Source organism: Denitratisoma sp. agr-D3, assembly GCF_054658675.1.
Genome location: NZ_BAAGIA010000002.1, coordinates 570,575 through 597,327 on the forward strand (window position 1 = coordinate 570,575; position 26,753 = coordinate 597,327).

Consider the following 26,753-nt stretch of genomic DNA (forward strand, 5'->3'; position numbering starts at 1 on the left):
TCCCGGCCCGGCCCAGAACCCGCAGCACGCCCCGACATCGGGGCCCTGCGGGTTTTTTTGACCGGTGCCTCCTCCGGCATCGGTGCCGCCTTCGCCCGCCACTACGCTAGCCGGGGTGCCACCCTGGGCCTGCTGGCCCGGCGTGGGGACATGCTGCAAGAACAGGCGCGGGCGCTGACGCAGCAGTACGGCGTCGTCGTCCATTGCTACGGTGCCGACGTGGCCGATGCCCAGGCCGTCGCTGCTGCCGCACAAGACTTTCTTTTGCAGGCCGGCGTGCCCGACGTGGTCGTCGCCAATGCCGGCATCTCCGTCGGCACCCTGGCCGAAGAAACGGAAGACCTGGCCGCCTTTCGCCGCGTCATGGAAGTGAACGTCCTCGGCGTGGTGCACACCCTCTCCCCCTTCGTCGCCGCCATGAAGCAGGCCGGCCGTGGCCGCTTGGTAGGCGTCGCCTCCGTGGCCGGCGTACGCGGCCTGCCCGGCGCCGGCGCCTACTCCGCCTCCAAGGCGGCCGTGGTCAAGCTGCTGGAAAGCCTGCGGGTGGAATTGCGCGGCAGCGGCGTCAAGGTGGTCACCCTGGCCCCTGGCTATATCGAAACCCCCATGACGGCGGTGAACACCTACGCCATGCCCTTCCTCCAACCCGTGGACAAGGCCGTCGCCGCCATGGCCCGCATGATCGACGCGGGGCGCAGCATCGGCACCGTGCCCTGGCAGATGGGCGTCGCGGCAAGAGTGATGGGGTGGTTGCCGAATTGGCTGTATGACCGGCTGGCCAGCCGGGCGGGGCGGAAGCCACGGGCGTTGAAGCTTTGAGAGGATTGGTGGTCGATTAACCACCGTTCGCCCTGAGCGTAGCGTAGCGAAGTCGAAGGGCCTCGTACCCGTTAACCGTTCGTGCTGAGGTATCGAAGCACAAACGCAAATTTCATCAGTGTCCGCAGAACAAAGACCGCGCCGGGAGTTCGCCCCGGCAGGCGACCTACTTTCTTGCTTCTGCAAGAAAGTAGGCAAAGAAGCAGCCCCGGCCACACCGCCCCTAACGGGGTTCCCTCCCTCCGAACCACCCGAACGGCCGGTCTTGCAAACTAGCGGCCTAAAAATCAGGCCGCGTCGGACAGCAAGCCCGGACATCCCCGTTCGGGCGGCTCTCCGCTCAGCGGCGCGGAACGGGATAGGGGGGCAGATTGATCTTTGTCTTGATCTATTCTTGGCACGCCACTTTCAGTTACGAAAGAAAAATATGAATGATCGCCATATCGCCGCCCCAGATCTTCTAACTGCCATGCGTTGGTATGTTTCTACTCTTGCCGATCCAACATTGGTTCCGCATATGGTTTCAATTGATCATTCGCCAACCGAACAGATTATTGGTGCAGAGTGGCACCATTCAGCACTGATTATTTCCCAAAACGTTGAGCACCAAGCTCTTGCAGATGACTTAGGAAAAACTCTTAACCCGAGTACGGGTGTGTTGAGACAGTGGAAGTATGCCGATCAAAGATATCGAACTCATTTCCACCAGGAGTTTTTCCACGCACTAAGAAAGTACCCAGTATTAACCCTGGCAGTTTCTGCAAAAGAAAACACGATACTTTTAACTGAGCCAGAGAATGCTCGCCAGTTGGGGATTTCTGGGTGTTATCGCCGTGTTGAATTGGGAGGAAAGCTAAAGCTTGAATTCGGCCCATATGTGCGGGCAGAAGGAGCGGAACCTGAAATACTGACTGTTACCGAAAAGCAAGCCCCAATGGCAATCTTTAATGCCAACTATCTGCTACGTATCCATTCCACCTTACATCAGGCTGTTAGTGAAAGGCTTGGTACTCCAGTGCCTTTATGGATGCAGGTGATGTCGGACAAACCGCCCAATGATTTTGGCGGTCGTTACGCTGAACTGATGTGGTTACTCCTTGGGGGACCGACTACCCATGGAAAATTTACATGGGGAGGTTTCACCGGGGATGGGGACCAACCAATTGATCTTTTGGCTGATAACTTGGCTGGCTTGCTTAACGAGATAACCCAGCAACCCGAGATATACCATTACAAAGGGCCAGAGTTACAGCCGCCGGTTGTCGGGGTTTTCCATTGGGAGCGGCTTGAGTAACGGAGTTAGGTGGTCAATTGGGATCGAGTTACCATCCCGTTCCGCGCCGCCGAGCGGAGAGCCGCCCGAACGGGGAAGTCCGGGCTTGCTGTCCGACGCGGCGTAGCCGCTAGTTTGCAAGACCGGCCGTTCGGGTGGTTCGGAGGGAGGGAACCCCGTTAGGGGCGGTGTGGTCGGGGCTGCTTCTTTGCCTACTTTCTTGCAGAAGCAAGAAAGTAGGTCGCCTGCCGGGGCGAACTCCCGGCGCGGTCTTTGTTTTGCGACCACAAATAAAATTTGCATTCGCCCTTCGATACCTCAGGGCGAACGGGAGTAAGAGCAAAGGGCCCTTCGACTTCGCTGCGCTACGCTCAGGGCGAACGGGGTTTAGGCTGCGGATATCCTTGCGATGGGTGACGGCTCATGCACCAATTCCGCCAACAACACATCCGGCTTGAGGATCTGGAACATCCCTGCCAACTTCTGCCGTCGGGCGCAGCGCAGGAGTAGCTTGTCCGAGGTCACCAGCCAATCCGCGCCGGCATCTCGCGCCAACTCCAGAAACTTCTGATCGTCGCGGTCCTTGCAGCGGGGCAGTTCCGCCGTCAATGCCTCGCCCTGCCAGCAGAGGGCTTGGCTTTCATAGGCGGCGTAGGCCGCCTCTTGGCGGGCAGCGTCGAACTTGAATTGGGGATAGGTCAGCACCCGGCGCAATTCATCCAGGCAGTCGGGTCGGGTCAGGGCGAGCCAGCGGCCGGCGTCCACTTCGGCACGCAGGGGGGCGAAGCGGCTGTCGGTGAAGGCCCAGAGGGAGAGGATGGCATTGGTGTCAAAAACAACGCGCCGCAGGGGGCTGCCCTGCGGCGCGTTGTTCGATGCCGTTACTGCTGCGCTCACTGGTCGTGGTTCAGGCTTCTGCCTTGGGGGCGTCGAGGCGGAACTTGGCGAAGGAGCCGGGGGCGTCTTCCAGGACCTTGAGCTTGCCCTTGGCCGGATCGCGGGCGGGGACCTTCTCGTCGCCGTTGAGCTTTTCCACCCACTGTTCCCAGTCGGTCCACCAGGAGCCCTCGTTCTGCTTGGCCTCGGCCAGCCAGGCTTCGGGGTCCTCGGGATAGGTTTTCTGCTGGTTGGTCCAGTAGCCGTACTTGTTGGCGGAGGGCGGGTTGACGATGCCGGCGATGTGGCCGGAGCCGCCCAGGACGAAGCGGATGGGGCCGGAGAAGAGGCCGGTGCCGGCGTAGGTGGACTTCCAGGGGGCGATGTGGTCTTCGATGGTGGAAATGAAGTACACCGGGGTCTTGATCAGGGACAGGTCGATGGGTACGCCCATCAGGGTGATGCCGCCGGGTTCGCGCAGCTTGTTGTAGAGGTACATGTTGCGCAGGTAGAAGCTGTGCATGGCGTAGGGCATGCGGGTGGAATCGGAGTTCCAGAACAACAGGTCGAAGGGGAAGGGTTCCTTGCCCATCAGGTAGTTGTTCACCACGAAGGACCAGATCAAGTCGTTGGCACGCATGGCGTTGAAGGTGCCGGCCATTTCGGTGCCTTCGAGGAAGCCGCGCTGCTCCATCTTCTTTTCCAGGTTGGCGACGGATTCCTCGTCGATGAAGACGCCCAGTTCGCCGGGGTTGGCGAAGTCCAGCATAGTGGTGAAGAAGGTAGCGGAGGCGATCCGGTTGTCCTTCTTGGCGGCCAGGTAGGCCAGGGTGGTGGCGAGCAGGGTGCCGCCCAGACAGTAGCCGGCGGCGTTCACCTGCTTCTCGCCGGTCTGCTTTTCGATGGCGTCGAGGGCGGCCAGGGTGCCTTCTTGCAGGTAGTCGGCGAAGCTCTTCTTGGCCAGGTGAGCGTCGGGATTGACCCAGGAGATACAGAACACGGTGTGGCCCTGATCGGTGGCCCACTTGATGTAGGAGTTCTTCTCCCGCAGGTCGAGGATGTAGTACTTGTTGATCCAGGGCGGCACGATCAGCAGCGGCTTCTTGAACTGTTCCTTGGTGGTGGGATTGAACTGCATCAACTGGATCAGGTCGTTCTGGAACACCACCTTGCCCGGCGTGGTGGCGACGTTCTTGCCCATTTCGAAGGCATTGAGGTCGGTCATGGTGACCTTCAACTGGCCGTCGCCCTTCTCGATGTCCCGCAGCAGGTTGTTGAAGCCGTTGAGCAGGTTCTGACCGTGGCTTTGCACGGTTTCCTTGAGCACCAGGGGATTGGTCAGGGCGAAGTTGGACGGGGAGAGGGCGTCCACGAACTGGCGGGTGAAGAAGTTCACCTTCTTGCGGGTGTTCTCGTCCAGGCCCTCGACGCCGGCGACGGATTGGTGGATGTGGCGCGAGGCGATCAGGTAGGACTGCTTGATGAAGTCGAACAGGAAATGTTCTTCCCAGGTTTCATCCTTGAAGCGGTTGTCGCCCTTGACCGGCTTGGCCACGGGATTCAGTTGAACGCCGGCGAAGCGCAGCATGGAGGTCTGCCACAGGGACATGTAGTCCCACACCAGGTTCATCTGGGTCTGGGCCAGCTTGTAGGGATTGGCCAGCATCTTCGTCACCATGTCGGTGAAGGCCTGGCCCACGCCCATTTCGTCGCTGGGCGTGCTGATGCCGTTCTTCATCTGGCGCTGAAGATGGTCGGTGAACAGTTTGGCGGCCCGTTGGGCGACTTCGGCGTAGGTGTTGACGATCTGGGCGGGATCGGGCAACTGCGGTTTGTTTTCCTGTTGCGACATGGGCGACCTCTTCAGACGGTGATGAAACGGATGATGGGACCGGCGTCGTCCCGGCGCAAGCGGCCGGCGCGATGCAGGTGGTTGAGGTGGGCGATGGCCTCGCCCAGGGCGAAGAAAATCTGGTTGGCGTCGTCGATGGGGCGCTCGAACAGCACGGGGATCAACTCGGCGGCGGTCTTCGGCACGACGCAGGCCTCGGTCAACACCTCGCAACGTTCGGCGTGGTGGGCCTTGAGCTGGGCGATGCGCAGGTGCAGGCCGCGGAAGGGCTTGCCGTGGGAGGGTAGCACCAGGGTGTCCTCGGGCAGGGCCTCGAAGCGGCTGATGGCGTCGAGGAAGCGGCCCAGGGTGTCGTCCTCGGGACAGGTGGGCAGTACCGAGACGTTGGTGGAAATGCGCGGCAGCATCATGTCGCCGGAGACCAGCACGCGCAATTCGTCACAGTAGAGGCTGGCGTGTTCCGGCGAATGGCCGTAGCCGGTGATGACCCGCCACTCCCGCTCACCGATGGTGAAGTGGTCGCCGTCGATCATGCGCCGATAGGCGGCGGGCAGGGCCGGCACGCCCTTGCGATAGGCCCCGGCACGTGTGGCGAGGGCGGCCAGCATCTCCTCGCCCAGACCGTGGCGGGCGTAGAGCGCCTCCACGGCGGCGAAGGACCAGGCGCCCAGCTGGTGGAAGAACAATTGGGCGGTGGAGTATTCACCCAGGGTCATCCACAGGGGGGCGCCGGTCTGCTCCTGGAGCCAGGCGGCGAGGCCGACGTGGTCCGGGTGGAGGTGGGTCACCACCAGGTGGGACAGGGGATGGTCCGTCAACACCTGTTGCCACAGCGCTTTTTGCGAATCGGTGGCGATGCCGGTGTCCACTGCCGCCCAGCGCTCGCCGTCGGCCAGCAACCAGAGGTTGACGTGGTTCAGGGCGACGATGGGCAGGGGCATGCGCACCCAGCGGATGCCGGGCAGTACTTCCTGGGTTTGTCCCGGCTCGGGCAGGGGGATGTCCGGGTAGTCGAGGATGGTGTCTTTTTTCTGAAGGAGGTCCACGGTTGGGGGATGCCGTTTGTATTAGTTGAATTCTAATCTACAGGAAAACTATTTTGTTGCGTTGCAGCAAAATAAGCCGGGACCGGGCTGCCCGCCCCAAAGCGGGTGCAGCGAAGTAATATCGGGCCATGGAATACGAATGTATCGGCATCTGCACCCCCGACCCTCAGACCGGCTTGTGCCAGGGCTGCGGGCGCCCCTTGGTGGAGCTAGAGCCCGCCGTTCCCACGGCTGCGGAAACACCATCGCCCCAGGGGGCGGAAGCGCCGGCCACGGCCGACGGAAAGGCCCCATGCAGCTCATCCTGATTTCCGGCTTGTCCGGTTCGGGCAAGAGCGTGGCGCTGCGGGTCCTGGAGGACGCCGGCTACTACTGCGTGGACAACCTGCCGGCATTGCTGTTGCCCCAGCTGGTGGCGCAAATGCGCGCGGAGGGTTACGGCAAGGTGGCGGTGGCCATGGACATGCGCGGCGGCAGCGGCATCGCCGCCCTGCCCAGCCAATTGCGCAGCCTGGAGGCGGAGGGGGGCATCGACCTGCGTTTCATTTTCCTCGATGGCCGGGACGACGTGCTGATCCAGCGGTTTTCCGAAACCCGCCGCCGCCATCCCCTGGCCGCCGACGATAGCGACGTCACCCTGGCGGAGGCCATCGCCCGGGAGCGGGAGGCCCTGGAAACCCTGTCCACCCTCGGCCACCGCATCGACACCAGCGACTTGCGGCCCAACGCGTTGCGCAATTTCATCAAGGAACTGGCCGGCATCGGCACCGTGGACAGCCTGGCGATCCGTCCCGAGTCCAGCCTGACCCTGCTCTTCGAATCCTTCGGCTTCAAGCACGGCCTGCCCCTGGACGCCGACCTGGTGTTCGACGTGCGCTGCCTGCCCAATCCCTACTACGATCCGGCCCTGCGGCCCCAGACCGGACAGGATTTGGCGGTGATCGCCTTCCTCGAAGCCCAGCCCGAGGTGCTGAAAATGCGCGAGGACATCCGCCGCTTCATCGCCGACTGGCTGCCCGCCTATTTGCGCGACAACCGTTCCTACCTGACCGTGGCCGTGGGCTGTACCGGCGGCCAACACCGCTCGGTGTTCATCGCCGATTGGCTGTCGCGCCAGTTCTTGCAACAGGCCCGGGTACTGGTGCGGCACCGCGCCCTGGGCGCCTAGTGCCCATGGTTCGCGCGGCCCAGCCGTGGCTGGCCCTGTTGCGGTCGGGGGATTGGGGCACGGTCCTGGTCGGCGCGGTGTTGGTGGCCCTGTCCTATCCCCTGTTGTGGCAGGGCGGCACGGCGGAAAAAGCCGTGGTCCGGCGCGACGGCGCCCTGGTGGCCGAATTGCCCCTCACCATCCACAAGCGCATCGAGGTGAGCGGTCCCATCGGCGTCACCACCATCGAGATCGAACCGGGCCGGGCCCGCGTGTTGTCCGACCCGGGGCCGCGCCAGTACTGCGTCCGCCAGGGCTGGCTGAGCCGGCCCAACGCCATCGCCATCTGCGCGCCCAACCACATCAGCCTGTCCTTGAAGGGACCGGCGAGCGCTTCCCATGCCACCGACTCCATCAGCTATTGAACTGCGGGTGACGGCGGAAGACCGCCGCATTGCCCGCTACGCCGCCGCCGCCATCGCCCTCACCGTGGCCGAAGCGGCGATTCCCACGCCCCTGCCCGGCGTCAAGCCGGGCTTGGCCAACATCGTGGTGCTGCTGGTGCTGCTGCGCCACGGCTGGGTGGACGCGGCCTGGGTCTCCCTGCTGCGGGTACTGGCCGGCAGCCTGGTGGTGGGGCAGTTTCTCGCCCCCGGATTTTTCCTCAGCCTGACCGGGGCACTGCTGAGCCTGGCGGTGCTGGCTCCGGCGGCGCGCCTGCCCCGCCGCTGGTTCGGGCCGGTCACCCTGTCCATCCTCGCCGCCTTCGCCCACATCGGCGGCCAGGTGCTGCTGGCCCGGCTGTGGCTGGTGCCCCACGACGGTGTTTTTTATCTGGTGCCGGTATTCGCCACCACCGCGTTGTTCTTCGGTATCGTGAACGGCTTGATCGCCGCCCATCTCGATCGGGCGGCCCCTTCGGATCGCGAACCCCCCGCCCCATGAAAACCGTCGCCCTTGCCTTCACCGGCGCCTCCGGACTGCCTTACGGCCTGCGCCTGCTGGAATGCCTGCTCAAGTCCGGGCAACGGGTCTGGCTCACCTATTCCCAGGCGGCCCAGATCGTCGCCAAACAGGAAACGGATTTGGTGCTGCCGAGCCAGCCACGGGAGGCGGAGCGGGCGTTGCGCCGCCATTGCGGCCTGGCCGAGGACGAAGGCCAACTCACGGTCTACGGCCGCGACGACTGGAACGCGCCCATGGCCTCGGGCTCCAATCCGCCCGACGCCTACGTCATCTGTCCCTGCACCAACGGCACCCTGGCCAAGGTGGCCGCCGGCATGGCCGACGACCTGCTGACCCGGGCCGCCGACGTGGTGCTCAAGGAAGGCCGCAAGCTGATCCTGGTGCCTCGGGAAACCCCCCTGTCGGCCATTGCCCTGGAAAACATGCTGCGCCTGTCCCGGGCCGGAGCGGTGATCCTGCCGCCCAATCCGGCCTTCTATCACCGCCCGACGGACATGCAGGGGCTGATCGATTTCGTCGTCGCCCGCATCCTGGACCAACTGGGCATCGCGCACCAGCTCATGGCGCGCTGGGGAGACGCATGAAGATCACTGAAATCGCCCTCTTTCCGCTCCAGACCGTGCTGTTCCCCGAGGGCACCTTGCCCCTCAAGGTGTTCGAGCAACGCTACCTGGACATGGCCAAGGAATGCCTAAGGGACGAACTGCCCTTCGGCGTCTGTCTGATCGCCGCCGGCGAGGAAGTGGGGGAACCGGCGGAGCCCCACGAGGTGGGCACCCTGGCCCGCATCGTCGATTGGGACATGCCCCAGTTGGGCTTGTTGCAACTCATCGCCGTGGGCGGCGAACGCTTCCAGATCCGGGAACGCTGGGCCAGCGCCAAGGGCCTGCTGCGGGCCACGGTGGAAGTCTTGCCGGAACAAGATGCCGCCGGCCTGGCGCCGGAGCATGGCCGCCTGGTGCCCCTGCTCAAGCGCGCCCTGGAGGAGGCGGTGAGCCAGGGCTACCGGGCGACGGAGCCCTACCGTTTCGACGATCCGGCCTGGGTGGCTTGGCGCTTTTGCGAATTGCTGCCTCTGCCAGTGGCCCTCAAGCAGGACCTGCTGGAACAGGACAACCACCACGAACGCTTGGAAGAAGTGTTCCGCTTCTGCGCCCAACGCGGACTCTTGGAAACCTGAGGGAAACTTAAGGGAGACCTGCGGGAGTCCTGAGTCAGAGCCGCGAAGCGGCTTCCTGCAACAAGCGCCGGATCGGTGCCGGCAAGGCGGCGGCTGCCAGGGCGTGAATGGGCAAGTACTGCAAACCCGTTTCCCTTGTCATGGGCGGGAAGTGCTGGACCCGGGCCAACAGGGGCACCAGTTCCAGTTTGAAATGGGTGAAGGTGTGGTTGAGGGCGGGCAGCTCTTCCCAATCCGCCAGCGTCTCAAGTCCCAGGGCCAAGGTGCGCGCGGCGGGGCTTTCTTCCGTCGTCAATTCCGGCAAGCACAACAGCCCGCCCCAGATGCCGCTGGCGGGGCGCTGTTCGAGCAGCACGCGGCCCTCGCCGTCCACGATCACCAGGTAACGGGCGCTCCGCTCAGGCACGGCTTTTTTCGTCTTGCGCACGGGCAGTTCCGCCTGGCGATCATCCCGTCGCGCCACGCAGATCTCCGCCAGTGGGCAGGTGCCGCAGCGGGGCTTGCTGCGGGTGCAGACCGTGGCGCCCAGGTCCATCTGGGCTTGGATGTAGGTGCCTACGTCGGTATCGGGGAGCAGGCTTTCCGCCAGGGCCCACATTTCCCTTTCCACCGCCGGCGTGCCGGGAAACCCCTCGATGCCGTAACAGCGGGCCAGCACCCGCTTGACGTTGCCGTCGAGGATGGGCACTGGCGCCTTGAAGCAGAAGGCGGCGATGGCATTGGCGGTGGAGCGGCCGATGCCGGGCAATTCTGCAATCAAGGTGGGGTCCCGGGGAAAGACACCGCCGTGGTCCGCCACCACCGCCCGTGCACAAGCGTGCAGGTTGCGGGCGCGGGCGTAGTAGCCCAGGCCCGCCCAATAGGGCATCACCTCTTCCACCGGAGCGGCGGCCAGATCGGCCAGGGTGGGAAAGCGCTCCAGGAAGCGCAGGTAATAGGGAATCACCGTTGCCACCTGGGTCTGCTGCAACATGATTTCCGACAGCCAGACCCGGTAGGGATCGGTGGTGTTCTGCCAGGGCAGGTCGTGGCGACCGGCCTTTTTCTGCCACGCGATCAGGCGCGTGGCGAAGTTGGACATCTGGCCTAATCCTCGTTCAAATTCTCGCTCAAGCCTTGACCGGCTTGACCTTGGAGGCCGCCAGCTTGGCCCGCTGACGGGCTTCATCGGTGGTATCAGCATTCGCCACGGCCACGCCCATGCGGCGCTTCTTGAAGCTCTCGGGCTTGCCGAACAGGCGCAGGTCGGACTCGGGCACTCGCAGGGCCTCGGCCACGCCTTCGAAGGCGATGCCCTTTTCTTCCATGCCGCCGTAAATCACGGCAGAGGCACCGGGGCGGCGCAGGCTGGTATCCACCGGCAGGCCCAGGATGGCCTTAGCGTGGAGTTCGAATTCGGAAAAGCGCTGGGTAGCCAGGGTGACGAGGCCGGTGTCGTGGGGGCGCGGGCTGACTTCGGAGAACCAGACCTGATCGCCCTTGATGAACAGCTCCACGCCAAACAGGCCGCGCCCGCCCAGGTTGCCGGTGACAGCCTTGGCGATGTCGCGGCTCTTTTGCAGGGCCACCGGCGTCATGGCCATGGGCTGCCAGGATTCCACGTAGTCGCCGTCCACCTGCACATGGCCGATGGGGTCACAGAAGAAGGTTTCCACTTCGCCACTCTCGCCCACGGCGCGCACGGTGAGTTGGGTGATTTCGTAATCGAAGTCGATAAAGCCTTCGACGATGATGCGCCCGGCACCGACCCGGCCACCGGCCTGGGAGTAGTCCCAGGCTTTTTGCACGTCGGCGGCGCTGCGAATCAGAGACTGGCCCTTGCCGGAGGAGGACATGACCGGCTTCACCACACAGGGATAACCGATACCGCCATCAATGGCGGCTTGCAGCTCGGCCAGGGAGTCGGCGAACTTGTAGGGCGAGGTGGGCAGGCCCAGGGTTTCAGCGGCCAGACGACGGATACCTTCCCGGTTCATGGTCAGTTGGGCGGCGCGGGCGGTGGGGATGAACTCGGCCAGACCTTCGGCTTCCATCTTCACCAATTCGTCGGTGGCTATGGCCTCGATCTCGGGCACCACCAGATGGGGCTTTTCCAGTTCCACCAGTTTGCGCAGGGCGGCGCCGTCGGTCATGGCGATCACATGGCTGCGGTGCGCCACCTGCATGGCCGGTGCGTCGGCGTAGCGATCCACAGCAATGACCTCGCAACCCAGCCGTTGCAGGGCGATCACGACTTCCTTGCCCAGTTCGCCGCTACCGAGCAGCATGACGCGGATGGCGGAGGAAGAAAGAGGGGTACCGAGGCGCATGGGAGGCTCCGCAAAGAAAAGAGCCCGGATTTTACCGGGCTCTTGAAGGGCTTCAGGGCAAGATTGTTCAGACCTGGCGATAGACCTCGGCGCCAGCCTTGACGAACTCCACCGACTTCACTTCCATGCCCTTCTGCAAGGCGTCCTGTTCGCTCACCCCCTGGGCGGCGGCGAAGTCGCGCACGTCCTGGGTGATCTTCATGGAACAGAAGTGAGGACCGCACATGGAACAGAAGTGGGCGATCTTGGCGCCGTGTTGGGGCAGAGTTTCGTCGTGGAATTCCTTGGCCTTGTCCGGGTCCAGGCCCAGGTTGAATTGGTCTTCCCAGCGGAATTCGAAACGGGCCTTGGACAGGGCGTTGTCGCGGATCTGAGCGCCGGGGTGGCCCTTGGCCAGGTCGGCGGCGTGGGCCGCCAGCTTGTAGGTGATGATGCCTTCCTTCACGTCCTGCTTGTTGGGCAGGCCCAGGTGTTCCTTGGGGGTCACGTAGCAGAGCATGGCGGTGCCGTACCAGCCGATCTGGGCGGCGCCGATGGCGCTGGTGATGTGGTCGTAGCCGGGGGCGATGTCGGTGGTCAGGGGGCCCAGGGTGTAGAAGGGGGCTTCGTCGCACCACTCCAGCTCCTTGTCCATGTTCTCCTTGATGAGATGCATGGGCACGTGGCCGGGGCCTTCGATCATCACCTGCACGTCGTGCTTCCAGGCGATCTGGGTCAGTTCACCCAGGGTCTTGAGTTCGCCGAGTTGGGCTTCGTCGTTGGCATCGTAGATGGAGCCAGGACGCAGGCCGTCGCCGAGGCTGAAGGCCACGTCGTAGGCCTTCATGATGTCGCAGATTTCCTCGAAGTGGGTGTAGAGGAAGTTCTCTTTATGGTGGGCCAGACACCACTTGGCCAGGATGGAACCGCCGCGGCTGACGATGCCGGTCATGCGCTCGGCGGTCATGGGTATGTAGCGCAGCAGCACGCCGGCGTGGATGGTGAAGTAGTCCACCCCTTGCTCGGCCTGTTCGATCAGGGTGTCGCGGAACATTTCCCAGGTCAGGTCCTCGGCCTTGCCGTCCACCTTCTCCAGGGCTTGGTAGATGGGCACGGTGCCGATGGGCACGGGGGAGTTGCGGATGATCCACTCCCGGGTTTCGTGGATGTGCTTGCCAGTAGACAGGTCCATCACCGTGTCGCCGCCCCAGCGGATGGACCAGGTCATCTTGTCCACTTCCTCGGCGATGGAGGAGGTGACGGCGGAGTTGCCGATGTTGGCGTTGATCTTCACCAGGAAGTTGCGGCCGATGATCATGGGCTCGCTTTCCGGGTGGTTGATGTTGTTGGGGATGATGGCGCGGCCCCGGGCGATTTCGTCGCGGACGAACTCGGGGGTGATCTCTTCCGGAATGGCGGCGCCGAAACGCTGACCGGGGTGCTGGCGGCCCAGCAGCTTGGCCATTTTCTCGCCGGTGGGGCCGGAAGTCCGCAGGTTTTCCAGGTAGGCCTTGCGGTTCAGGTTCTCGCGGATGGCCACGTATTCCATTTCCGGCGTGATGATGCCGCGCCGGGCGTAGTGCATCTGGGAGACATTCATGCCCGCCTTGGCCCGACGGGGCTGGCGATGCAGGCCGGGAAAGCGCAGTTCGGCGGTGGACGGGTCAGCGGCCCGTTCCCGGCCGTAGGCGGAGGTCAGGCCGGCGAGCAGTTCGGTGTCCTTACGTTCCTCAATCCACTGCTGGCGCAGGGCGGGCAGGCCGGAACGGATGTCGATCTTGGTCGCCGGGTCGGAATAGGGGCCGGAACAGTCGTAGACGTAAATCGGAGGGTTTTTTTCGGCGCCCTGGGCGGCGGGCGTGTCGGTCTGGCTGATTTCCCGCATGGGGACGCGAATGTCGGGACGGGAACCCGGCACGTAGATTTTGCGCGAATTGGGCAGGGGCTGGATGGCGGCCGCGTCCACGTGGGCTTGGGCGGCGAGGAATTTATCGTTTGCGTTCATGGACTTGCTCCGGTTTGTCCGGGCGGTGTTGAGTCGAGTCGGGCGAAACTACCGGAAGCCGGCAGGCAATGCAACCGCACTGGAATCAAGGATAAGCGTGAATTAGAGGCTAAAGTGTATAGGCTTGCTGCCGTAGACCCGTCGACGACGAAGAATAAGAGGGGTTCGTACCATGCGCTTTATTCCTTCCGCTTTGACCGCAGCCCTGGCTGCTTCCATCCTCATTTCCACGCCGGCCCTGGCCGCGCCACAATGGCAGAAGCTGGCCTCGGCGCGGGGGGCGGAACTGGACGTGTCCCGCATCAGTGCCGTCGAGGCGGGCCGGGTTCAGGCCTGGTCCCGACTGGCCCTGCACAAGGCCGTGACCGATGAGGAAAGCGGCACCACCTACAACACGGTGGAGGTGCTCAATAGCTACGATTGCGCCGCCAAACGCTACACGGCGGTGAAGCGCCTGTACCTGGATGGCGACAAGGTGCTGCGGGTCGAGCCCATCTACGCCTTCAAGGACCAGCCCGCCAAGAGCGGCGTCGAGGCGGCCATGCTGAAGGAGGTCTGCCGTCGTCCGACGGTCCAGACCGCCCAGCGCAAGGCTGACAAGGGCGACGGCGACAAACGGTTTTCCGTGATGCACGCCGAGTTGGTGACCAACGGCAAGGACAACCTGGCCCGTGTCATGCCCGTGGCCGACAAGGCCCCCGACAGCGGCAAGGTGGAACCTCCCAAGCGCATGATCGACCTGCCCAAGATCGATTCCTCCCAGGTGGAAAAACCCGGGGACGGCAAGCCGGTCGAGGGCTCCACGGTGAAGGCCCTGGAAAAAACCAATTGCGACAAGTGCCCGCCTGATGCCAAGCCGGGCGACAAGAGCGCCGCTGCTGCCGCGGTCAATGCCTTGAGCGGCCTGGATCGGCGTTCCCGCGAAGTGGCCCTGGCCACGGCCGGTCCGCGCCGGGTGACAAGCAAGAAGAAGCCCGCGCCGAAGAAGGAAATTCACTGGAGCTACGAAGGCGAGGGCGGTCCCGAGAACTGGGCCAAGATCGACAGCAAGAACGCCCTGTGTGGCAGTGGTCTGCGCCAGTCCCCCATCGACATCGGCGAAGGCGTCAAGGTGGACCTGGAAGGCATCCGTTTCGACTACCGTCCGCAACGGGTCCGCATCGAGGACAACGGCCACACCATCCAGGTCAATGTGAACGAAGGTAACGTGATCCGCGTCATGGGTCGCAGCTACGAACTCAAGCAACTACACTTCCACCGTCCCTCCGAGGAAAAGGTGGGCGGCAAGCGCTTCGACATGGTGGCCCACCTGGTGCACAAGGATGACGAAGGCCACATCGCCGTGGTGGCGGTGCTGCTGGAGCGTGGCGAGGTGGAGCAACCGGTGATCCAGACCATCTGGAACAACATGCCCCTGGAGGCCGGCAGCAGCACCAACCCGCCCCAGCCCCTGGATGTGGCCAAGCTGCTGCCCCAGGACCGCAGCTACTACACCTACATGGGTTCCCTGACCACGCCGCCCTGCGACGAAGGCGTGCTGTGGATGGTGTTCAAGCAGCCGGTGGTGATCACCCCCGAGCAACTGGCGGTTTTCTCCCGGGTGTACAAGAACAACGCCCGTCCCACCCAGCCCAGCAATGGTCGGCTGATCAAGGAAAGCCGCTAAGGCGGCCTCCTTTCCCCGCCCTGGCCGTGGTCGCGTTTTGCCGCGCCCGGCCCTGGCGGAACGGGGAGTCAGCCCCGCCAATGCCTGCCGGCACCACGGTTTTCCGCGGTGCCGTGTTTTTTTGTGGGGCTGCCCACAATATTTTCCGGCCTGGATCGTCTTCAAGGCATGGAAACCACTTATCCCCTCGACGCGGCCATGGCTGACCAGGACCACCACCTCACCGCCGCCATCCGCCGCGAACGGGGGCGCCTGGGCAACTTCATCCGCCAGCGGGTGCCCGATCCGGACGAGGCGGAGGACATCCTCCAGGAGGTATTTTTCGAATTCGTCTCCGCCTGGCGACTACCGGACCCCATCGAGCAGGTCGGCGCCTGGCTGTTCCGGGTGGCCCGCAACCGCATCGTGGACCGCTTTCGTAAACACCGCGAAGTGCCCCTGCCCGAGGCGGACGACGACGCCAGTCTCGATCTGCTGCTGCCGGACCCGGCCGCCGGGCCCGAGGCAGCCTACGCCCGGGCCGTGCTGCTCGACGCCCTGAGCAGCGCCCTGGACGGATTGCCCGAGGAGCAACGGGCCGTCTTCATCGCCCATGAGCTGGAAGGCCGCAGCTTCAAGGTCATGGCCGCCGAAAGCGGCACCCCGATCAATACCCTGCTTGGGCGCAAACGGCTGGCGGTGCGCCAGTTGCGCGCCCGCTTGCAACCGTTTTACGACGAACTCGATTCCTGAAGGAGCCCCACCATGTCCCGTATGTCCTCCCCCTGCTCTCCCCGTCGCGTCGCCAAGATCGGCCTGATGGTCCTGTGCGGCATCGCCGCCTTCGGCGCGCTCGTCATGGGCCTGTGGAACTGGCTGATGCCGGCCCTGTTCGACGGCGTGCGCGAAATCAGCTTCGTCCAGGCCCTGGGCCTGATCCTGTTGTGCAAGCTGTTGTTCGGCGGCTTCCGTGGCCGGGGCCATTTCCGCCGTCGTTTCCATGGCGAGCACCTGAGCGAGGAAGAGCGGCAAAAGCTCCACGCCGGCTGGCATCGGTGGTGCTGCCATGGCCGGGAACAGGCGCAAGCGCCCGGCGCATCTCCTAGCGAACCCCAGGCCTGACCTCCGTCGGGTCGGCGAGCCGAGGGTAAAGAAGCGGTAAAGGGGCGCGGAATGAAAATGTTCGTTGACTACTGACTGACCGGTTAGTTAGCATGGCCGGCCATGAAAAAAACCGCGACCCTTTCCGTGCCGCTCACTGATCCGGCCGACGAGTCCTCCGCCTCACCGATCCGCCAGCGGCGCAAGGAAGAGCGCCCCGGCGAATTGCTGGCGGCGGCGCTGGCCCAGTTTGTCGAGCGGGGCTACAGCGCCACCCGCCTCGACGACGTGGCGGCTCAGGCGGGGGTGACCAAGGGCACCCTCTATCTCTACTACGACAACAAGGAAGCCCTGTTCAAGGCCGTGCTGGCCCAGAACCTGGTGCCCCTGATCGACGAGGGCCGACGCTACATCGAACAACACCAGGGCAGCCAAGCCGAGTTGCTGAAGGGCTTGATGATGACCTGGTGGCAGCAGGTGGGCGCCACCGCCACCGGTGGCATCTTCAAGCTGATCATCAGCGAGTCCGGCAATTTTCCCGATGCGGCGGCCTACTACTACGAAGCGGTGATCCTGCCGGCCCGGGAAATGATCGGCGGCGTCCTCCGGCGCGGCATCGAACAGGGGGAGTTCCGCCCGATGGACGTGGAATCCGCCTTCCACGTGATCTTCGCCCCCCTGTTGATGCTGTCCCTCTGGCGCCATTCCTTCGCCATCTGCGGCCAGGGCATCGACCCACAAAAATATTTGGCAACCTCCGTCGAAATGACCCTGAACGGTCTGCGGCAGGAAGGCATTGCCGTCCATTCCTCCCACCCCAACCCTTCCCTTTGAAAGCCCCGCCATGGACGCTACCGTGAAGCTTCGGCTCCTGCCCTTCGCCTTGCTCGGCCTTGCCGCCTGCTCGTCGCCGCCGCCGCCGGAAGTGCAGCCGCGCTTGGTGAAGTCGATCGTGGTCGGCCAGGGGGGCGAGGCGACGGGACCCATCTACAGTGGCGAAGTGCGCGCCCGGCGGGAAAGCCTGCTGGGTTTCCGCATCGGCGGCAAGATCGTCGAGCGCCTGGTGGATGCCGGCGCGGTGGTCAAGGCCGGGCAACCCCTGGCACGCATCGACGGTGCCGACGCCGCCCTGCAAGTGGTCCAGGCGGAAGCCCAGCGCAGCCTGGCCGAGGCCGAGGCCAGGCGTTATCGGGACTTGAAGGAAAAGAACTTCATCAGCCAGTCCGCCCTGGACGGCAAGGAGACCACCCTCAAGGCCGCCGCCGCCCAGGCTGCCCTGGCCCGCAACCAGGCCGCCTACACCACCCTGGTGGCCGACAGGGATGGCGTGATCGCCGCCGTGCTGGCCGAGGTGGGGCAGGTGGTGTCCGCCGGCCAGGGCGTCATGCGCCTGGCCCAGAAGGGGGAGCGGGAGGTGGCGCTGAACATTCCCGAGGAAGGCCTGACCGGCCTCAAGCCTGGGGTCGAGGCCGAGGTGACTTTGTGGGCGGGCGAGCGCCGCGCCATCCAGGGAAAGTTGCGGGAACTGGCGCCGGCCGCCGATCCGGCGACCCGCACCTATCCGGCCCGGATCGCCCTGCCACCGGCCGAGGCCGCCTTGCCCCTGGGCTTGAGCGCCACGGTCAAGTTCGTCGGCACCAGCAGCGCGGCGCGGGACGCGGGCAAGCAATTCAGCATTCCCCTCGGGGCCGTGTTCCAGGACGGCGACAAGCCGGCGGTGTGGGTCATCGACAAGGACGGGATGCTCAGTTTGCGGCCGGTCGGCATCAGCCGCTACGGCGAGCGGGAGGCGGTGGTCAATGCCGGTCTTGAGGGCGGCGAGCGCCTGGTGGCGGCCGGGGTGCACAAGCTCCATGGCGGCGAAAAGGTGCGGCTGGTGGACGCCGCCCAAGCCCGCTGAGAGCCCGCGCCCATGAAAAAAGTCAATCTGTCGGCCTGGGCCCTGGAACACAGCCAGATGGTGATGTACCTGATGGCGGTGCTGCTGCTGGGGGGCGTGATGTCCTTCTTCAAGCTGGGCCGCAGCGAGGACCCTCCCTTCACCTTCAAGGTCATGGTGGTGCGCACCCTGTGGCCCGGCGCCACGGTGAAGGAGGTGGAAGGCCAGCTCACCGAGCGCATCGAAAAGAAATTGCAGGACACGCCCTGGGCCGACGTGGTGCGTTCCGCCTCCCGTCCGGGCGAGTCCCTGGTGTTCATCGCCCTCAAGGACTACACGCCGCCCAAGGAAGTGCCCGATGCCTGGTACCAGGTGCGCAAGCAGTTGAACGACATCCGTAGCACCCTGCCCGCCGGGGTGCAGGGGCCCTTCCCCAACGACGAGTTCGGCGACGTGGACATCCTGATCTACGGCCTCACCGGCGACGGCGTGGACCTGCCGGAATTGCGCCGCTACGCCGACGACATGGCGCGGGACCTGCGCACCCTGAAGGACGTGAAGAAAATCGAAATGATCGGCGTCCAGGAGGAGCGCATCAACGTGGACATCGCCCCCACCCGGCTCGCCGCCCTGGGGCTGACGCCCAAGCAGATCGGCGATGCCATCGATCAGCAGAACGCCGTGGTGCCCTCGGGCTTCGTCGAGACCGCCAGCGACCGCATCCAGTTGCGGGTCAGCGGCCGCTACGATAGTGTCGAGGCGGTGCGCAACACGGCCCTGATGGCCGGCGGCAAGACCGTCAAGCTGGGGGACATCGCCCGCGTCAGCCGCGGCCTGGTGGATCCACCCGCGCCCCAGATGCGCATCGACGGCAAGCCGGCGGTGGCCTTCGGCGTGGTCATCGCCAAGGGCGGCAACGTGCCCCAGCTGGGGGAAACCGTGGGCAAGCGCATGAAGCAGTTGGAAGCAGCGCTGCCCGTGGGCGTTGAGGTGCACGTGGTGGCCGACCAGCCGGAAGTGGTGCGTTCTTCCATCGAGCTGTTCGTCCATTCCCTGGCGGAGGCGGTGATCATCGTTCTCGCCGTGTCCTTCCTCAGCCTGGGCTTGCGCACCGGGGCCGTGGTGGCCTTGTCGATCCCCATCGTGCTGGCCCTGACCTTCCTGCTGATGGGCATCTTCGGCATCGACCTGCAACGGATTTCCCTCGGCGCCTTGGTGATCGCCCTCGGCCTGCTGGTGGACGACGCCATCATCGCCGTGGAAATGATGGTGGTGAAAATGGAACAGGGCTGGGACCGCTTCAGCGCCGCCACCCACGCCTACACCTCCACCGCCTTCCCTATGCTCACCGGCACCCTGATCACGGCGGCGGGCTTCCTGCCCGTGGCCTTCGCCAAGTCGGCGGCGGGGGAGTACACCTTTTCCATCTTCGCCGTGGTGACCATCGCCCTGCTCACCTCCTGGGTGGTGGCGGTGGTGTTCACGCCCTGGCTGGGCCACAAGATCCTCGATCCCAAGGCCCTCATGGCCAAGGCCCAGAAACATAGCGAGGACATCTACGACACGCCCTTCTACCGCCGCTTCCGCGCCTTGGTGGAATGGTGCCTGGACCATCGTTGGCGGGTCATCGCCGCCACGGCGGGGGCTTTCGTCGTCACCATCGTGCTGTTCGGCGTGGCGGTGCAAAAGCAGTTCTTCCCCGCCTCCAGCCGGCCCGAGCTGCTGGTGGACGTGTGGTTGCCCCAGACCGCCTCCCTCAAGGCGAGCGGCATGGAGGCGGCCCGGGTCGAGGCCCTGCTGGCCAAGGAGCCGACGGTGGAGAGCTACTACACCTACATCGGCAATGGCTCGCCGCGTTTTTATCTGCCCCTGGACCAGCAATTGTTCAGCGACAACTTCGCCCAGATCGTGGTGGTGACCAAGGGCCTGGAAGAGCGGGAAGTGCTGAAGAAAAAACTCGACGCCCTGTTCGAGGGGGATGATCCCGGCTGGAGCCACCTGCGGGTGCGCACCGGTCGCCTGGAAAACGGCCCTCCCGTCGGTTATCCGGTCCAGTTCCGCGCCTCCGGCCCCGACGCCGAGGTGGTGCGGCGCATCGCCGCCGACGTGGCCGTCGTGATGCGCGCCCATCCCGGCCTGCGCGACGTGCACCTGGACTGGAACGAGAAGGTGAAAAGCGTCCGCGTCGAGGTGGACCAGGAGCGGGCCCGGGTGCTCGGCGTCAACAGCCAGGACATCGCCCTGACCCTGCGTGCTTGGCTCAACGGCGCGGCCGTGACCCAGTATCGGGAGGGCGACCGCCTGATCGACGTGGTCTGGCGCGCCGGGCGCCGCGACAACGACAACGCCGCGACCCTGGAACGCCTGCCGGAACTGGATATTTCCGCCAGCGACGGCCGCCATGTGCCCCTGGCTCAGGTGGCCAAGCTGGTGCCCGTGCTGGAGGACGGCGTGATCTGGCGCCGCGACCGGGTGCCCACCATCACCGTGCGCGGCGACCTGGCGGACCAGAAGGTGCAGGCCCCCACCATTTCCACGGCCCTCGATCCGCAAATGGACGCCCTGCGCGCCAAGCTGCCGTCCGGTTACCGAATCGAGATGGGCGGCGCCATCGAGGAATCGGCCAAGGGTTCGGACTCCATCGCCGCCGTCATGCCCCTGATGCTGCTGACCGTGGTGACCCTGCTGATGATGCAGTTGCAGAGCATCAGCCGCACCGTGATGGTGGTGCTCACCGCGCCCCTGGGCCTGATCGGCGTGTTGCTGGGCTTGCTGGTGTTCCAGGCCCCCTTCGGTTTCGTCGCCAACCTGGGCGTGATCGCCCTGATGGGCATGATCATGCGCAACTCGGTGATCCTCATGGACCAGATCGAGCAGGACGAAGCCGCCGGCCTGTCCCGCTGGGAGGCCATCGTCAGTTCCACCGTGCGCCGCTTCCGCCCCATCGTGCTCACCGCCGCCGCCGCCATCCTGGCCATGATCCCGCTCACCCGCCAAGTGTTCTGGGGGCCCATGGCCATCGCCATCATGGGCGGCCTGATCGTGGCCACGGTGCTGACCTGCCTGTTCCTGCCCGCCTTGTACGCCGCCTGGTTCAAGATCGGACGGCAGGAAAGCGCGCCGACGACATGAGGGCCGGGGCTAAAATGATCTTTTCCACCGCTTTGAGCCCGATCGGGGTCAAGGTAAATTAGAATTTACTGATATTTAGGGGTAGCCATGAGCGTCGCCGTCAATTTTGATCAAGCTCGTTACAACATGGTCGAGCAGCAAGTCCGTCCCTGGGCGTTGTTCGACCAGGAAATCCGCGAGCAGCTGTCCGCCGTGCGGCGGGAGGACTTCGTGCCCGCTGCCTATCGGGCCCTGGCCTATGCCGACACCGCCATCCCCCTGGGGCACGGTGCCGAGATGCTGCACCCGGTGATCGAAGCCCACGCCCTCAAGGCCCTGGAACTGAAGAAGCATGCCCAGGTGCTGGAAGTGGGCACCGGCTCCGGCTACATGGCCGCCCTGCTGGCGACCCATAGCGCCCAGGTGTGGACCGTGGAAATCGAGCCTGCCCTGGCCGAAACGGCCCGTGCCAACCTGCGTCGGGCCGGGGTGGACAACGTCACCGTCAGCGTTGGCGACGGCCTGCAAGGTCTGCCCGCCCATGCCCCCTACGACGCCATCATGGTGTCCGGTGCCGTGACCGAGATTCCCCGCGTCCTGCTCGACCAGCTCAAGGTGGGCGGTCGCCTGTTCGCCCTGGTGGGCAGCCCGGTGCAAACCATGGTGGTGGTGAGCAAGGTGGGCGAGGGTGAATTCAGCCGCCGCGTCATCCTCGAAGCCGGCGCCGCCTATTTGCGCAGTGCCGCCCCCCGTTCCGCCTTCACCTTCTGAAAGTAAAGTCCGCCATGGAACAACTCTCCCCCGTCGATCTCAAGGCCTGGCTCGATGACCCCGAGCGGCCCAAGCCCCTGCTGCTGGACGTGCGCGAGCCGCGGGAGTTTGAGATCTGCCACATCGACGGCGCCCAGTTGATGCCCATGAGCAGCGTGCCGGCCAGGGCGGCCGAGCTGCCCCGGGACGGGGAGATCGTGGTGATCTGCCACCATGGCGGCCGCAGTTTCCAGGTGGCCATGTTCCTGCAACAGCATGGTTTTTCCCGGTTGTACAACCTGAATGGCGGGGTCGAGGGCTGGGCGCTCCAGGTGGACCGCACCATGGCCCGCTACTGATCGAGGTGAAACCGATGAAGTCCAAAGCTGTCCGCAACCTCGGCCTGTTCGGCGCCCTGCTGCTGGCCGGGGCCGCCCAGGGCGCCGACCTGCTCGCCGTCTATCGCGATGCCCTGGGCTACGATGCCCAGTACGCCGCCGCCAAGGCCGCCGCCGACGCCGGGCGGGAAGCCCTGCCCCAGGGCCGGGCCGGCTTGCTGCCCAACATCGCCTTGACGGCCAATACCCAGAACAACGACATCGAATCCCGGGTCAAGAGCAATCCCGTCGTCAACCGCAGCGTGGACTACCGCAGCAACGGCTGGACCGTGAGCCTGAGCCAGCCCCTGTTCCGCTGGGACCGTTGGGCCGGCTACAACCAGGCCAAGGCCAAGGTGGCCGCCAGCGAGGCCCAGTTCGGCCTGGCCAAGCAGGACCTGATCCTGCGCACCGCCCAGGCCTATTTCGACGTGTTGCAGGCCCGCGAGGCCCTGTCGGCCGCCGAGGCCAGCCGCAAGGCCATCGCCGAGCAACTGGAGGAGGCCAAGAAGGCCTTCGAGGTGGGCACCAAGACCGTGGTGGAAGTCCATGACGCCCAGGCCCGCTACGACCTGGCCACGGCCCAGGAAATCGTCGCCGGCAACGACCTGGAAGTCAAACGCCAGCAGCTGCGTCTGGTGGCGGGCAAGCCCTACGACTACTTGAAGGACCTGGGCAAGAACGTCAATCTGCTGCGTCCCGAGCCCGACAACGGCGAGCAATGGGTGACCAGCGCTGAGGAGGCTTACTTCGGCGTTCAGGCCGCCCAGGCCCAGGTCACCGTGGCCGAACAGGAGGTGTCCAAGCAGCGCGGCGGCCATCTGCCCAGCCTGGATTTGGTGGCGAGCCGGGGCCGCAGCAACCAGAACGACAACATCCTGACCCCGGGCATCGGTAGCGACACCCATTCCACCGTGGTCGGCTTGCAACTGACCGTGCCCATCTTCGCCGGCGGCGCCGTCAGTTCTGCCGTGGATCAGGCCGTGGCCCTGCGCGAAAAGGCCAACGCCGACCTGGACAATGCCCGCCGTAGCGCCGCCCTGCTGGCCCGCCAGTCCTATCTGGGGGTCAATGCCGGCCTGGCCCAGGTCAAGGCCCTGGAAGCCGCCCTGATTTCCTCCCAATCCGCCCTGGAGTCCAACAAACTGGGCTTCGAGGTGGGGGTGCGCACCAATATCGAGGTGCTCAATGCCCAAAGCCAGTACTACGACACCCGGCAAAAGCTCAAAAAGGCCCGTCTCGACACGCTGGTGGCCCTGCTTCGCTTGAAAAGCGCCGCCGGCACCCTGGGCGAAACCGACCTGGAGGCCATCAACCGCCTGCTCGAGTGAGGGGGGCTTTACCCCGGCGCCAACCATGCCGCCCCGAGGGGCGGTATTTTTTTGCCAATTCCCTAAAGGTTTCCCTCAAGTTGCCGATAAAGGGACTAGATAGGGTTGATGCCGCCGTGAGAAACGGGGCTGAAGCCAGGTGGAGATATATGACAAACGGCTGAATTGGAAATTGCCAACCAGCTGAATAAAAAGCCTAATTTGGCAAAGGGTTGATCATGAGCGTGGATCTTTCTACAAAGCTGCCGAGCGTCGCCAGCGTGCCGACCCAGGGGGGCGGGGCGACGACGACCGGCGTGCCGACGGCGGATGCCGGACGGGCTGCCGCGGCCACGACTGCCGCCGTGCAAACCGCGGCGCCGACCGCCGCCGCGACCGCCGCGCACGAGAAAAGCGTGCAAAAGGTGGTGGACGACCTTCAGCAACGGGTGCAATCCGTGGCGTCCAGCTTGCAGTTCTCGGTGGACAACGAGTCCGAGCGATTGGTGGTCAAGGTGGTGGACGAAAACACCAAGGAAGTGATCCGCCAGTTTCCTTCCGAAGAGGCCCTCAAGCTGGGCCGGGAAATCGACCGCATGCGGGGCCTGCTGCTCGACGAAAAAGCCTGACGACAGCCGGTTTGTGGTGATACATGGCCTCGGTGACGAGGCCATTTCTTTGTCCGGCGCTCCTGCCCGGGCCGCTGTCAGGAGCGGGATGCGCGGAACCCCGTCATGAATTGCGCCAGGTTCTGCACCGCCGGCAAGGTCATGGCGTTGTAGATCGAGGCCCGCAGTCCGCCCAGGGAGCGGTGGCCCTCCAGCCCGGAAAACCCCTCGGCCTGGGCGCGGCGCAGGAACTCCGCTTCCAGGGCGGCATCGGCCAGGGAAAACACCACGTTCATGCGGGAACGGTCGGCCGCCGCCGCGTGCCCCCGGTAGAAGTCGGGGTGTGCGTCGAGGACGTCGTAAAGGCATTGCGCCTTGGCCTCGTTGAGACGGGCCATGGCTGTCAGGCCGCCGATGTCCCGCAGCAGCCAGCGGGTCACCAGCAGGGTCACGTAGATGGCGAACACCGGCGGCGTGTTGTAGATGGAATCGGCCCGCAGGTGACTGCGGTAGTCGAGGATGGCGGGAATGCCGGCGGGCACCGCATCGAGCAGTTCGCGACGGAGGATCACCACGGTCACGCCGGCCGGCCCGAGGTTCTTCTGGGCGTGGGCGTAGATCAGGTCGTAGCGGCGCGGGTCGATGGGGCGCGAGAGGAAGTCCGAGGACATGTCGCAGACCCGGCGCACGCCGTCCAGACCGGGCACTTCGTGGAACTGGAGGCCCTCCACCGTTTCGTTGGAAACGTAGTGGAAATAGGCGGCGTCCGGCTGACAGGCCAGTTCGTCGGCTTGGGGCAGGCGGCGGAAGCCGAGGGGCTCGCCGTCCCAGAGCACCCGCACCGGCCCTTCGTGGCGGGCCTCGGGGATGGCCTTGGCGCTCCAATAGCCGGTGCGCAGGTAGTCGGCGGTTTTGCCGCTGTTGCGCAACAGCAGCATGGGCACCATGGCGAACTGAAGGGAGGCACCGCCCTGGAGGAACAGCACGGCGTAGTCGTCGGGCAGGCCCAGTAGTTGGCGGATGTTGCTTTCGGCTTCGTTCACCACGGTGGCGAACCAGTCGGAGCGGTGGCTGATGCCCAGTACCGACAGGCCCGTGGCGTCCACGGCGGTGATGGCCTGCTGGGCCTCGGCCAGGACGCCCTCGGGCAGCACGCCGGGACCGGCGGAGAAATTGTGGCGGTTGTTATGGTGGTTCATGGCGGGCCGTTCAGGCGGCTGCGTCCTGGCAGCCGGCGGCGCGCAGCACCATGGCGCGGAAGGCGGCGAACAGCTTTTGCATGGGTGCCTGCTTGTAGGCGAAACGGTCCACCGGGTCCATGGCGTGCACCACCATGGCGTGTTCGGCCTCGAAAATCAGCAGGCGGCCATCGGTCGTCTCGGCGCAGTCGATGCCCAGGTAGTCGAGGCCGATGGCGCGGTACACCGCGTCCAGGGCCGCCTGGTGGCGCAGGGCGAAATCCTGGTCGAAATGTTCCATGAAGGCCGCCTCCTCGGCGCGCTTGGCCGCGCTGTCGGCCATGCCGGCGTTGAGGTAGTGGATCATCCAGTGGTCCGAGATGCCCATGTGACAGGCGAAAGGCCGACCTGCGACGAGGACCACGCGGTATTTGCGGAACAGGCCGTCGGCGCTGCGGTAGTCCACGAAGGGGGCGATGAAGAATTCGTCCCCCGCCATGGCGGCGAGCTTCTGCGCCAATTCGGCGCGGTTGTCCACCTTGTACAGGTCGTTGCCGGCGTGGGAATCGAGGGGGCGGAGGATCAGGGGAAACGCCGTGCCGGCAGGTCCTTCCCAACCGGCGACGATGGCGTCGAGGTTCTCCCGGGTGAGGCGGAAGGTGGGCGGCACGGCCAGGCCGGGATGGTCCTGCAACAAACGCGAGACGGTATCCCGGGCGACGCGGTGGATATGGGCGGGGTCGTTGATGACGGGCTTGGGCCAGGCCGCCAGACGCGCCGCCCAGGCCTCGATCAGGGGACGGTTGTCCTCGGTCTCGCTCATGGCGAAGAACAGCACGTCATGCTCGGGCAGTTCGATGGCGGCGGGATCGGCCGTGGCGTAGCTGATCGTCAGTTCGATGTCGGAATCTTCCAGCAGGCATTCCACCGGCACGTTGGCCATCAGGTTGCCCGGCGCCATCAGGGCCAGCAGGCGCAGGCGCAGCGGACGGGTCGTCGGTTGGCGGTAGTGGCGACGCAGCTTGAGGGCCTCGGCCTGGACTTGCAGCGCCAGCTCGGGCTGGCGATAGAACTGGAGCAGGACCGAAGCGTCGAGCAGGGCGTAGGCGTCGTCGGGGTCGGCTTCGGCCCGGGCCAGCAGGCTCTGGCACAGGGAAGTCAATTCGACGCCGGCGAAATTGAGGCGCATCAGCCGGGCGAGGCCGAGGAATTCGGGGTGGGACGGGGACGGACAGGAGGCGGCGTGGTCGGGCAAGGGAATCGTTACAGCCATGAATCGCGAAGCGTCCGAATCTACGCGATGTCGGGGTAATCCGAAAAAGAGAATTGCGGCTAAATGTAA

General features: G+C 65.0%; 25 protein-coding genes. 17 read left to right on the forward strand and 8 right to left on the reverse strand.

The genetic code is table 11. The annotated features are described in order from the left end of the window. Positions 1–57 precede the first annotated feature (57 nt). Entirely contained in the window at positions 58–819 is a 762-nt protein-coding gene (locus ACYQ2U_RS07675) for an SDR family oxidoreductase (protein ID WP_459949770.1), read from the forward strand. Between the two features lie 427 nt (positions 820–1,246). Then, the gene (locus tag ACYQ2U_RS07680) at positions 1,247–2,113 is read left to right on the forward strand and encodes a hypothetical protein (protein ID WP_459949771.1); all 867 of its coding nucleotides are present in this window, start codon (positions 1,247–1,249) and stop codon (positions 2,111–2,113) included. Positions 2,114–2,479: 366 nt separating this feature from the next. Here the strand turns inward: ACYQ2U_RS07680 and ACYQ2U_RS07685 are convergent, their stop codons facing one another. Genes ACYQ2U_RS07685 through ACYQ2U_RS07695 form a run of 3 tightly spaced genes read right to left on the reverse strand, consistent with a single transcriptional unit; the run spans position 2,480 to position 5,866 of the window. Then, positions 2,480–2,989: a putative toxin-antitoxin system toxin component, PIN family gene (locus ACYQ2U_RS07685; RefSeq protein ID WP_459949772.1), complete on the reverse strand. Its 510-nt coding sequence runs from the start codon at positions 2,987–2,989 to the stop codon at positions 2,480–2,482. Between the two features lie 10 nt (positions 2,990–2,999). Beyond that, positions 3,000–4,820, reverse strand: a complete 1,821-nt coding sequence (gene phaC / locus ACYQ2U_RS07690) for a class I poly(R)-hydroxyalkanoic acid synthase (RefSeq protein WP_459949773.1) — start codon at positions 4,818–4,820, stop codon at positions 3,000–3,002. A gap of 11 nt (positions 4,821–4,831) precedes the next feature. Continuing rightward, on the reverse strand, positions 4,832–5,866 hold the full coding sequence (locus ACYQ2U_RS07695) for an MBL fold metallo-hydrolase (protein WP_459949774.1): 1,035 nt from the start codon (positions 5,864–5,866) through the stop codon (positions 4,832–4,834). A gap of 292 nt (positions 5,867–6,158) precedes the next feature. Between ACYQ2U_RS07695 and rapZ the strand changes: the two genes are divergently transcribed. From rapZ to ACYQ2U_RS07720, 5 genes are read left to right on the forward strand one after another with little or no spacing between them, the layout of a single operon-like run. Continuing rightward, on the forward strand, positions 6,159–7,034 hold the full coding sequence (rapZ, locus tag ACYQ2U_RS07700; RefSeq protein WP_459949775.1) for an RNase adapter RapZ: 876 nt from the start codon (positions 6,159–6,161) through the stop codon (positions 7,032–7,034). 5 nt (positions 7,035–7,039) lie between these two features. Further along, positions 7,040–7,438 carry a NusG domain II-containing protein gene (locus ACYQ2U_RS07705; protein ID WP_459949776.1) on the forward strand — a complete coding sequence of 133 codons (399 nt, stop codon included), beginning with the start codon at positions 7,040–7,042 and terminating at the stop codon, positions 7,436–7,438. Continuing rightward, positions 7,413–7,958 (forward strand): Gx transporter family protein, encoded by a 546-nt coding sequence (locus ACYQ2U_RS07710; RefSeq protein ID WP_459949777.1) that lies wholly within the window; start codon positions 7,413–7,415, stop codon positions 7,956–7,958. Before ACYQ2U_RS07705 ends, ACYQ2U_RS07710 begins: the two co-directional genes overlap by 26 nt. After that, the gene (locus ACYQ2U_RS07715) at positions 7,955–8,563 is read left to right on the forward strand and encodes a flavin prenyltransferase UbiX (protein ID WP_459949778.1); all 609 of its coding nucleotides are present in this window, start codon (positions 7,955–7,957) and stop codon (positions 8,561–8,563) included. The genes ACYQ2U_RS07710 and ACYQ2U_RS07715 overlap by 4 nt, the downstream gene beginning before the upstream one ends. Continuing rightward, positions 8,560–9,159 carry an LON peptidase substrate-binding domain-containing protein gene (locus ACYQ2U_RS07720; protein ID WP_459949779.1) on the forward strand — a complete coding sequence of 200 codons (600 nt, stop codon included), beginning with the start codon at positions 8,560–8,562 and terminating at the stop codon, positions 9,157–9,159. The genes ACYQ2U_RS07715 and ACYQ2U_RS07720 overlap by 4 nt, the downstream gene beginning before the upstream one ends. A 34-nt stretch (positions 9,160–9,193) precedes the next feature. Here ACYQ2U_RS07720 and mutY read toward each other — a convergent pair whose 3' ends face one another. From mutY to thiC, 3 genes are all read right to left on the reverse strand, one after another. Further along, positions 9,194–10,240, reverse strand: a complete 1,047-nt coding sequence (gene mutY / locus ACYQ2U_RS07725; protein WP_459949780.1) for an A/G-specific adenine glycosylase — start codon at positions 10,238–10,240, stop codon at positions 9,194–9,196. A gap of 28 nt (positions 10,241–10,268) precedes the next feature. After that, positions 10,269–11,468, reverse strand: coding sequence for a formate-dependent phosphoribosylglycinamide formyltransferase (purT, locus tag ACYQ2U_RS07730; protein WP_459949781.1), 1,200 nt, complete (start codon positions 11,466–11,468; stop codon positions 10,269–10,271). Between the two features lie 67 nt (positions 11,469–11,535). Next, a complete protein-coding gene (gene thiC, locus ACYQ2U_RS07735; RefSeq protein WP_459949782.1) occupies positions 11,536–13,452 on the reverse strand; it encodes a phosphomethylpyrimidine synthase ThiC in 1,917 nt (638 codons plus the stop codon). Positions 13,453–13,624: 172 nt separating this feature from the next. Here thiC and ACYQ2U_RS07740 point away from each other — a divergent pair, with 172 nt between their 5' ends. The 10 genes from ACYQ2U_RS07740 (at position 13,625) to ACYQ2U_RS07785 (ending at position 24,254) form a co-directional block, all read left to right on the forward strand. After that, positions 13,625–15,118 carry a carbonic anhydrase gene (locus ACYQ2U_RS07740; RefSeq protein WP_459949783.1) on the forward strand — a complete coding sequence of 498 codons (1,494 nt, stop codon included), beginning with the start codon at positions 13,625–13,627 and terminating at the stop codon, positions 15,116–15,118. A 168-nt stretch (positions 15,119–15,286) separates the two neighbouring features. Further along, positions 15,287–15,850 carry an RNA polymerase sigma factor gene (locus ACYQ2U_RS07745; protein WP_459949784.1) on the forward strand — a complete coding sequence of 188 codons (564 nt, stop codon included), beginning with the start codon at positions 15,287–15,289 and terminating at the stop codon, positions 15,848–15,850. A 12-nt stretch (positions 15,851–15,862) separates the two neighbouring features. Further along, the gene (locus ACYQ2U_RS07750) at positions 15,863–16,219 is read left to right on the forward strand and encodes a hypothetical protein (RefSeq protein WP_459949785.1); all 357 of its coding nucleotides are present in this window, start codon (positions 15,863–15,865) and stop codon (positions 16,217–16,219) included. Positions 16,220–16,321: 102 nt separating this feature from the next. Continuing rightward, a complete protein-coding gene (locus ACYQ2U_RS07755; protein ID WP_459949786.1) occupies positions 16,322–17,032 on the forward strand; it encodes a TetR/AcrR family transcriptional regulator in 711 nt (236 codons plus the stop codon). Positions 17,033–17,054: 22 nt separating this feature from the next. Next, positions 17,055–18,098: an efflux RND transporter periplasmic adaptor subunit gene (locus ACYQ2U_RS07760; protein WP_459949787.1), complete on the forward strand. Its 1,044-nt coding sequence runs from the start codon at positions 17,055–17,057 to the stop codon at positions 18,096–18,098. A gap of 12 nt (positions 18,099–18,110) precedes the next feature. Further along, the gene (locus ACYQ2U_RS07765; protein ID WP_459949788.1) at positions 18,111–21,209 is read left to right on the forward strand and encodes an efflux RND transporter permease subunit; all 3,099 of its coding nucleotides are present in this window, start codon (positions 18,111–18,113) and stop codon (positions 21,207–21,209) included. 87 nt (positions 21,210–21,296) lie between these two features. After that, a complete protein-coding gene (locus tag ACYQ2U_RS07770) occupies positions 21,297–21,959 on the forward strand; it encodes a protein-L-isoaspartate O-methyltransferase family protein (RefSeq protein WP_459949789.1) in 663 nt (220 codons plus the stop codon). Between the two features lie 14 nt (positions 21,960–21,973). Continuing rightward, positions 21,974–22,297: a rhodanese-like domain-containing protein gene (locus ACYQ2U_RS07775; protein WP_459949790.1), complete on the forward strand. Its 324-nt coding sequence runs from the start codon at positions 21,974–21,976 to the stop codon at positions 22,295–22,297. 14 nt (positions 22,298–22,311) lie between these two features. Next, a complete protein-coding gene (locus tag ACYQ2U_RS07780) occupies positions 22,312–23,646 on the forward strand; it encodes a TolC family outer membrane protein (protein WP_459949791.1) in 1,335 nt (444 codons plus the stop codon). Between the two features lie 218 nt (positions 23,647–23,864). Further along, on the forward strand, positions 23,865–24,254 hold the full coding sequence (locus tag ACYQ2U_RS07785) for a flagellar protein FlaG (RefSeq protein WP_459949792.1): 390 nt from the start codon (positions 23,865–23,867) through the stop codon (positions 24,252–24,254). 77 nt (positions 24,255–24,331) lie between these two features. On the opposite strand, the gene ACYQ2U_RS07790 is transcribed toward ACYQ2U_RS07785, so the two are convergent. Together ACYQ2U_RS07790 and ACYQ2U_RS07795 are read right to left on the reverse strand one after the other, a co-directional pair. Then, a complete protein-coding gene (locus ACYQ2U_RS07790; protein WP_459949793.1) occupies positions 24,332–25,432 on the reverse strand; it encodes a phosphoserine transaminase in 1,101 nt (366 codons plus the stop codon). 10 nt (positions 25,433–25,442) lie between these two features. Further along, positions 25,443–26,684 carry an ATP-grasp domain-containing protein gene (locus ACYQ2U_RS07795; RefSeq protein ID WP_459949794.1) on the reverse strand — a complete coding sequence of 414 codons (1,242 nt, stop codon included), beginning with the start codon at positions 26,682–26,684 and terminating at the stop codon, positions 25,443–25,445. Between the last annotated feature and the right edge of the window lie 69 nt (positions 26,685–26,753).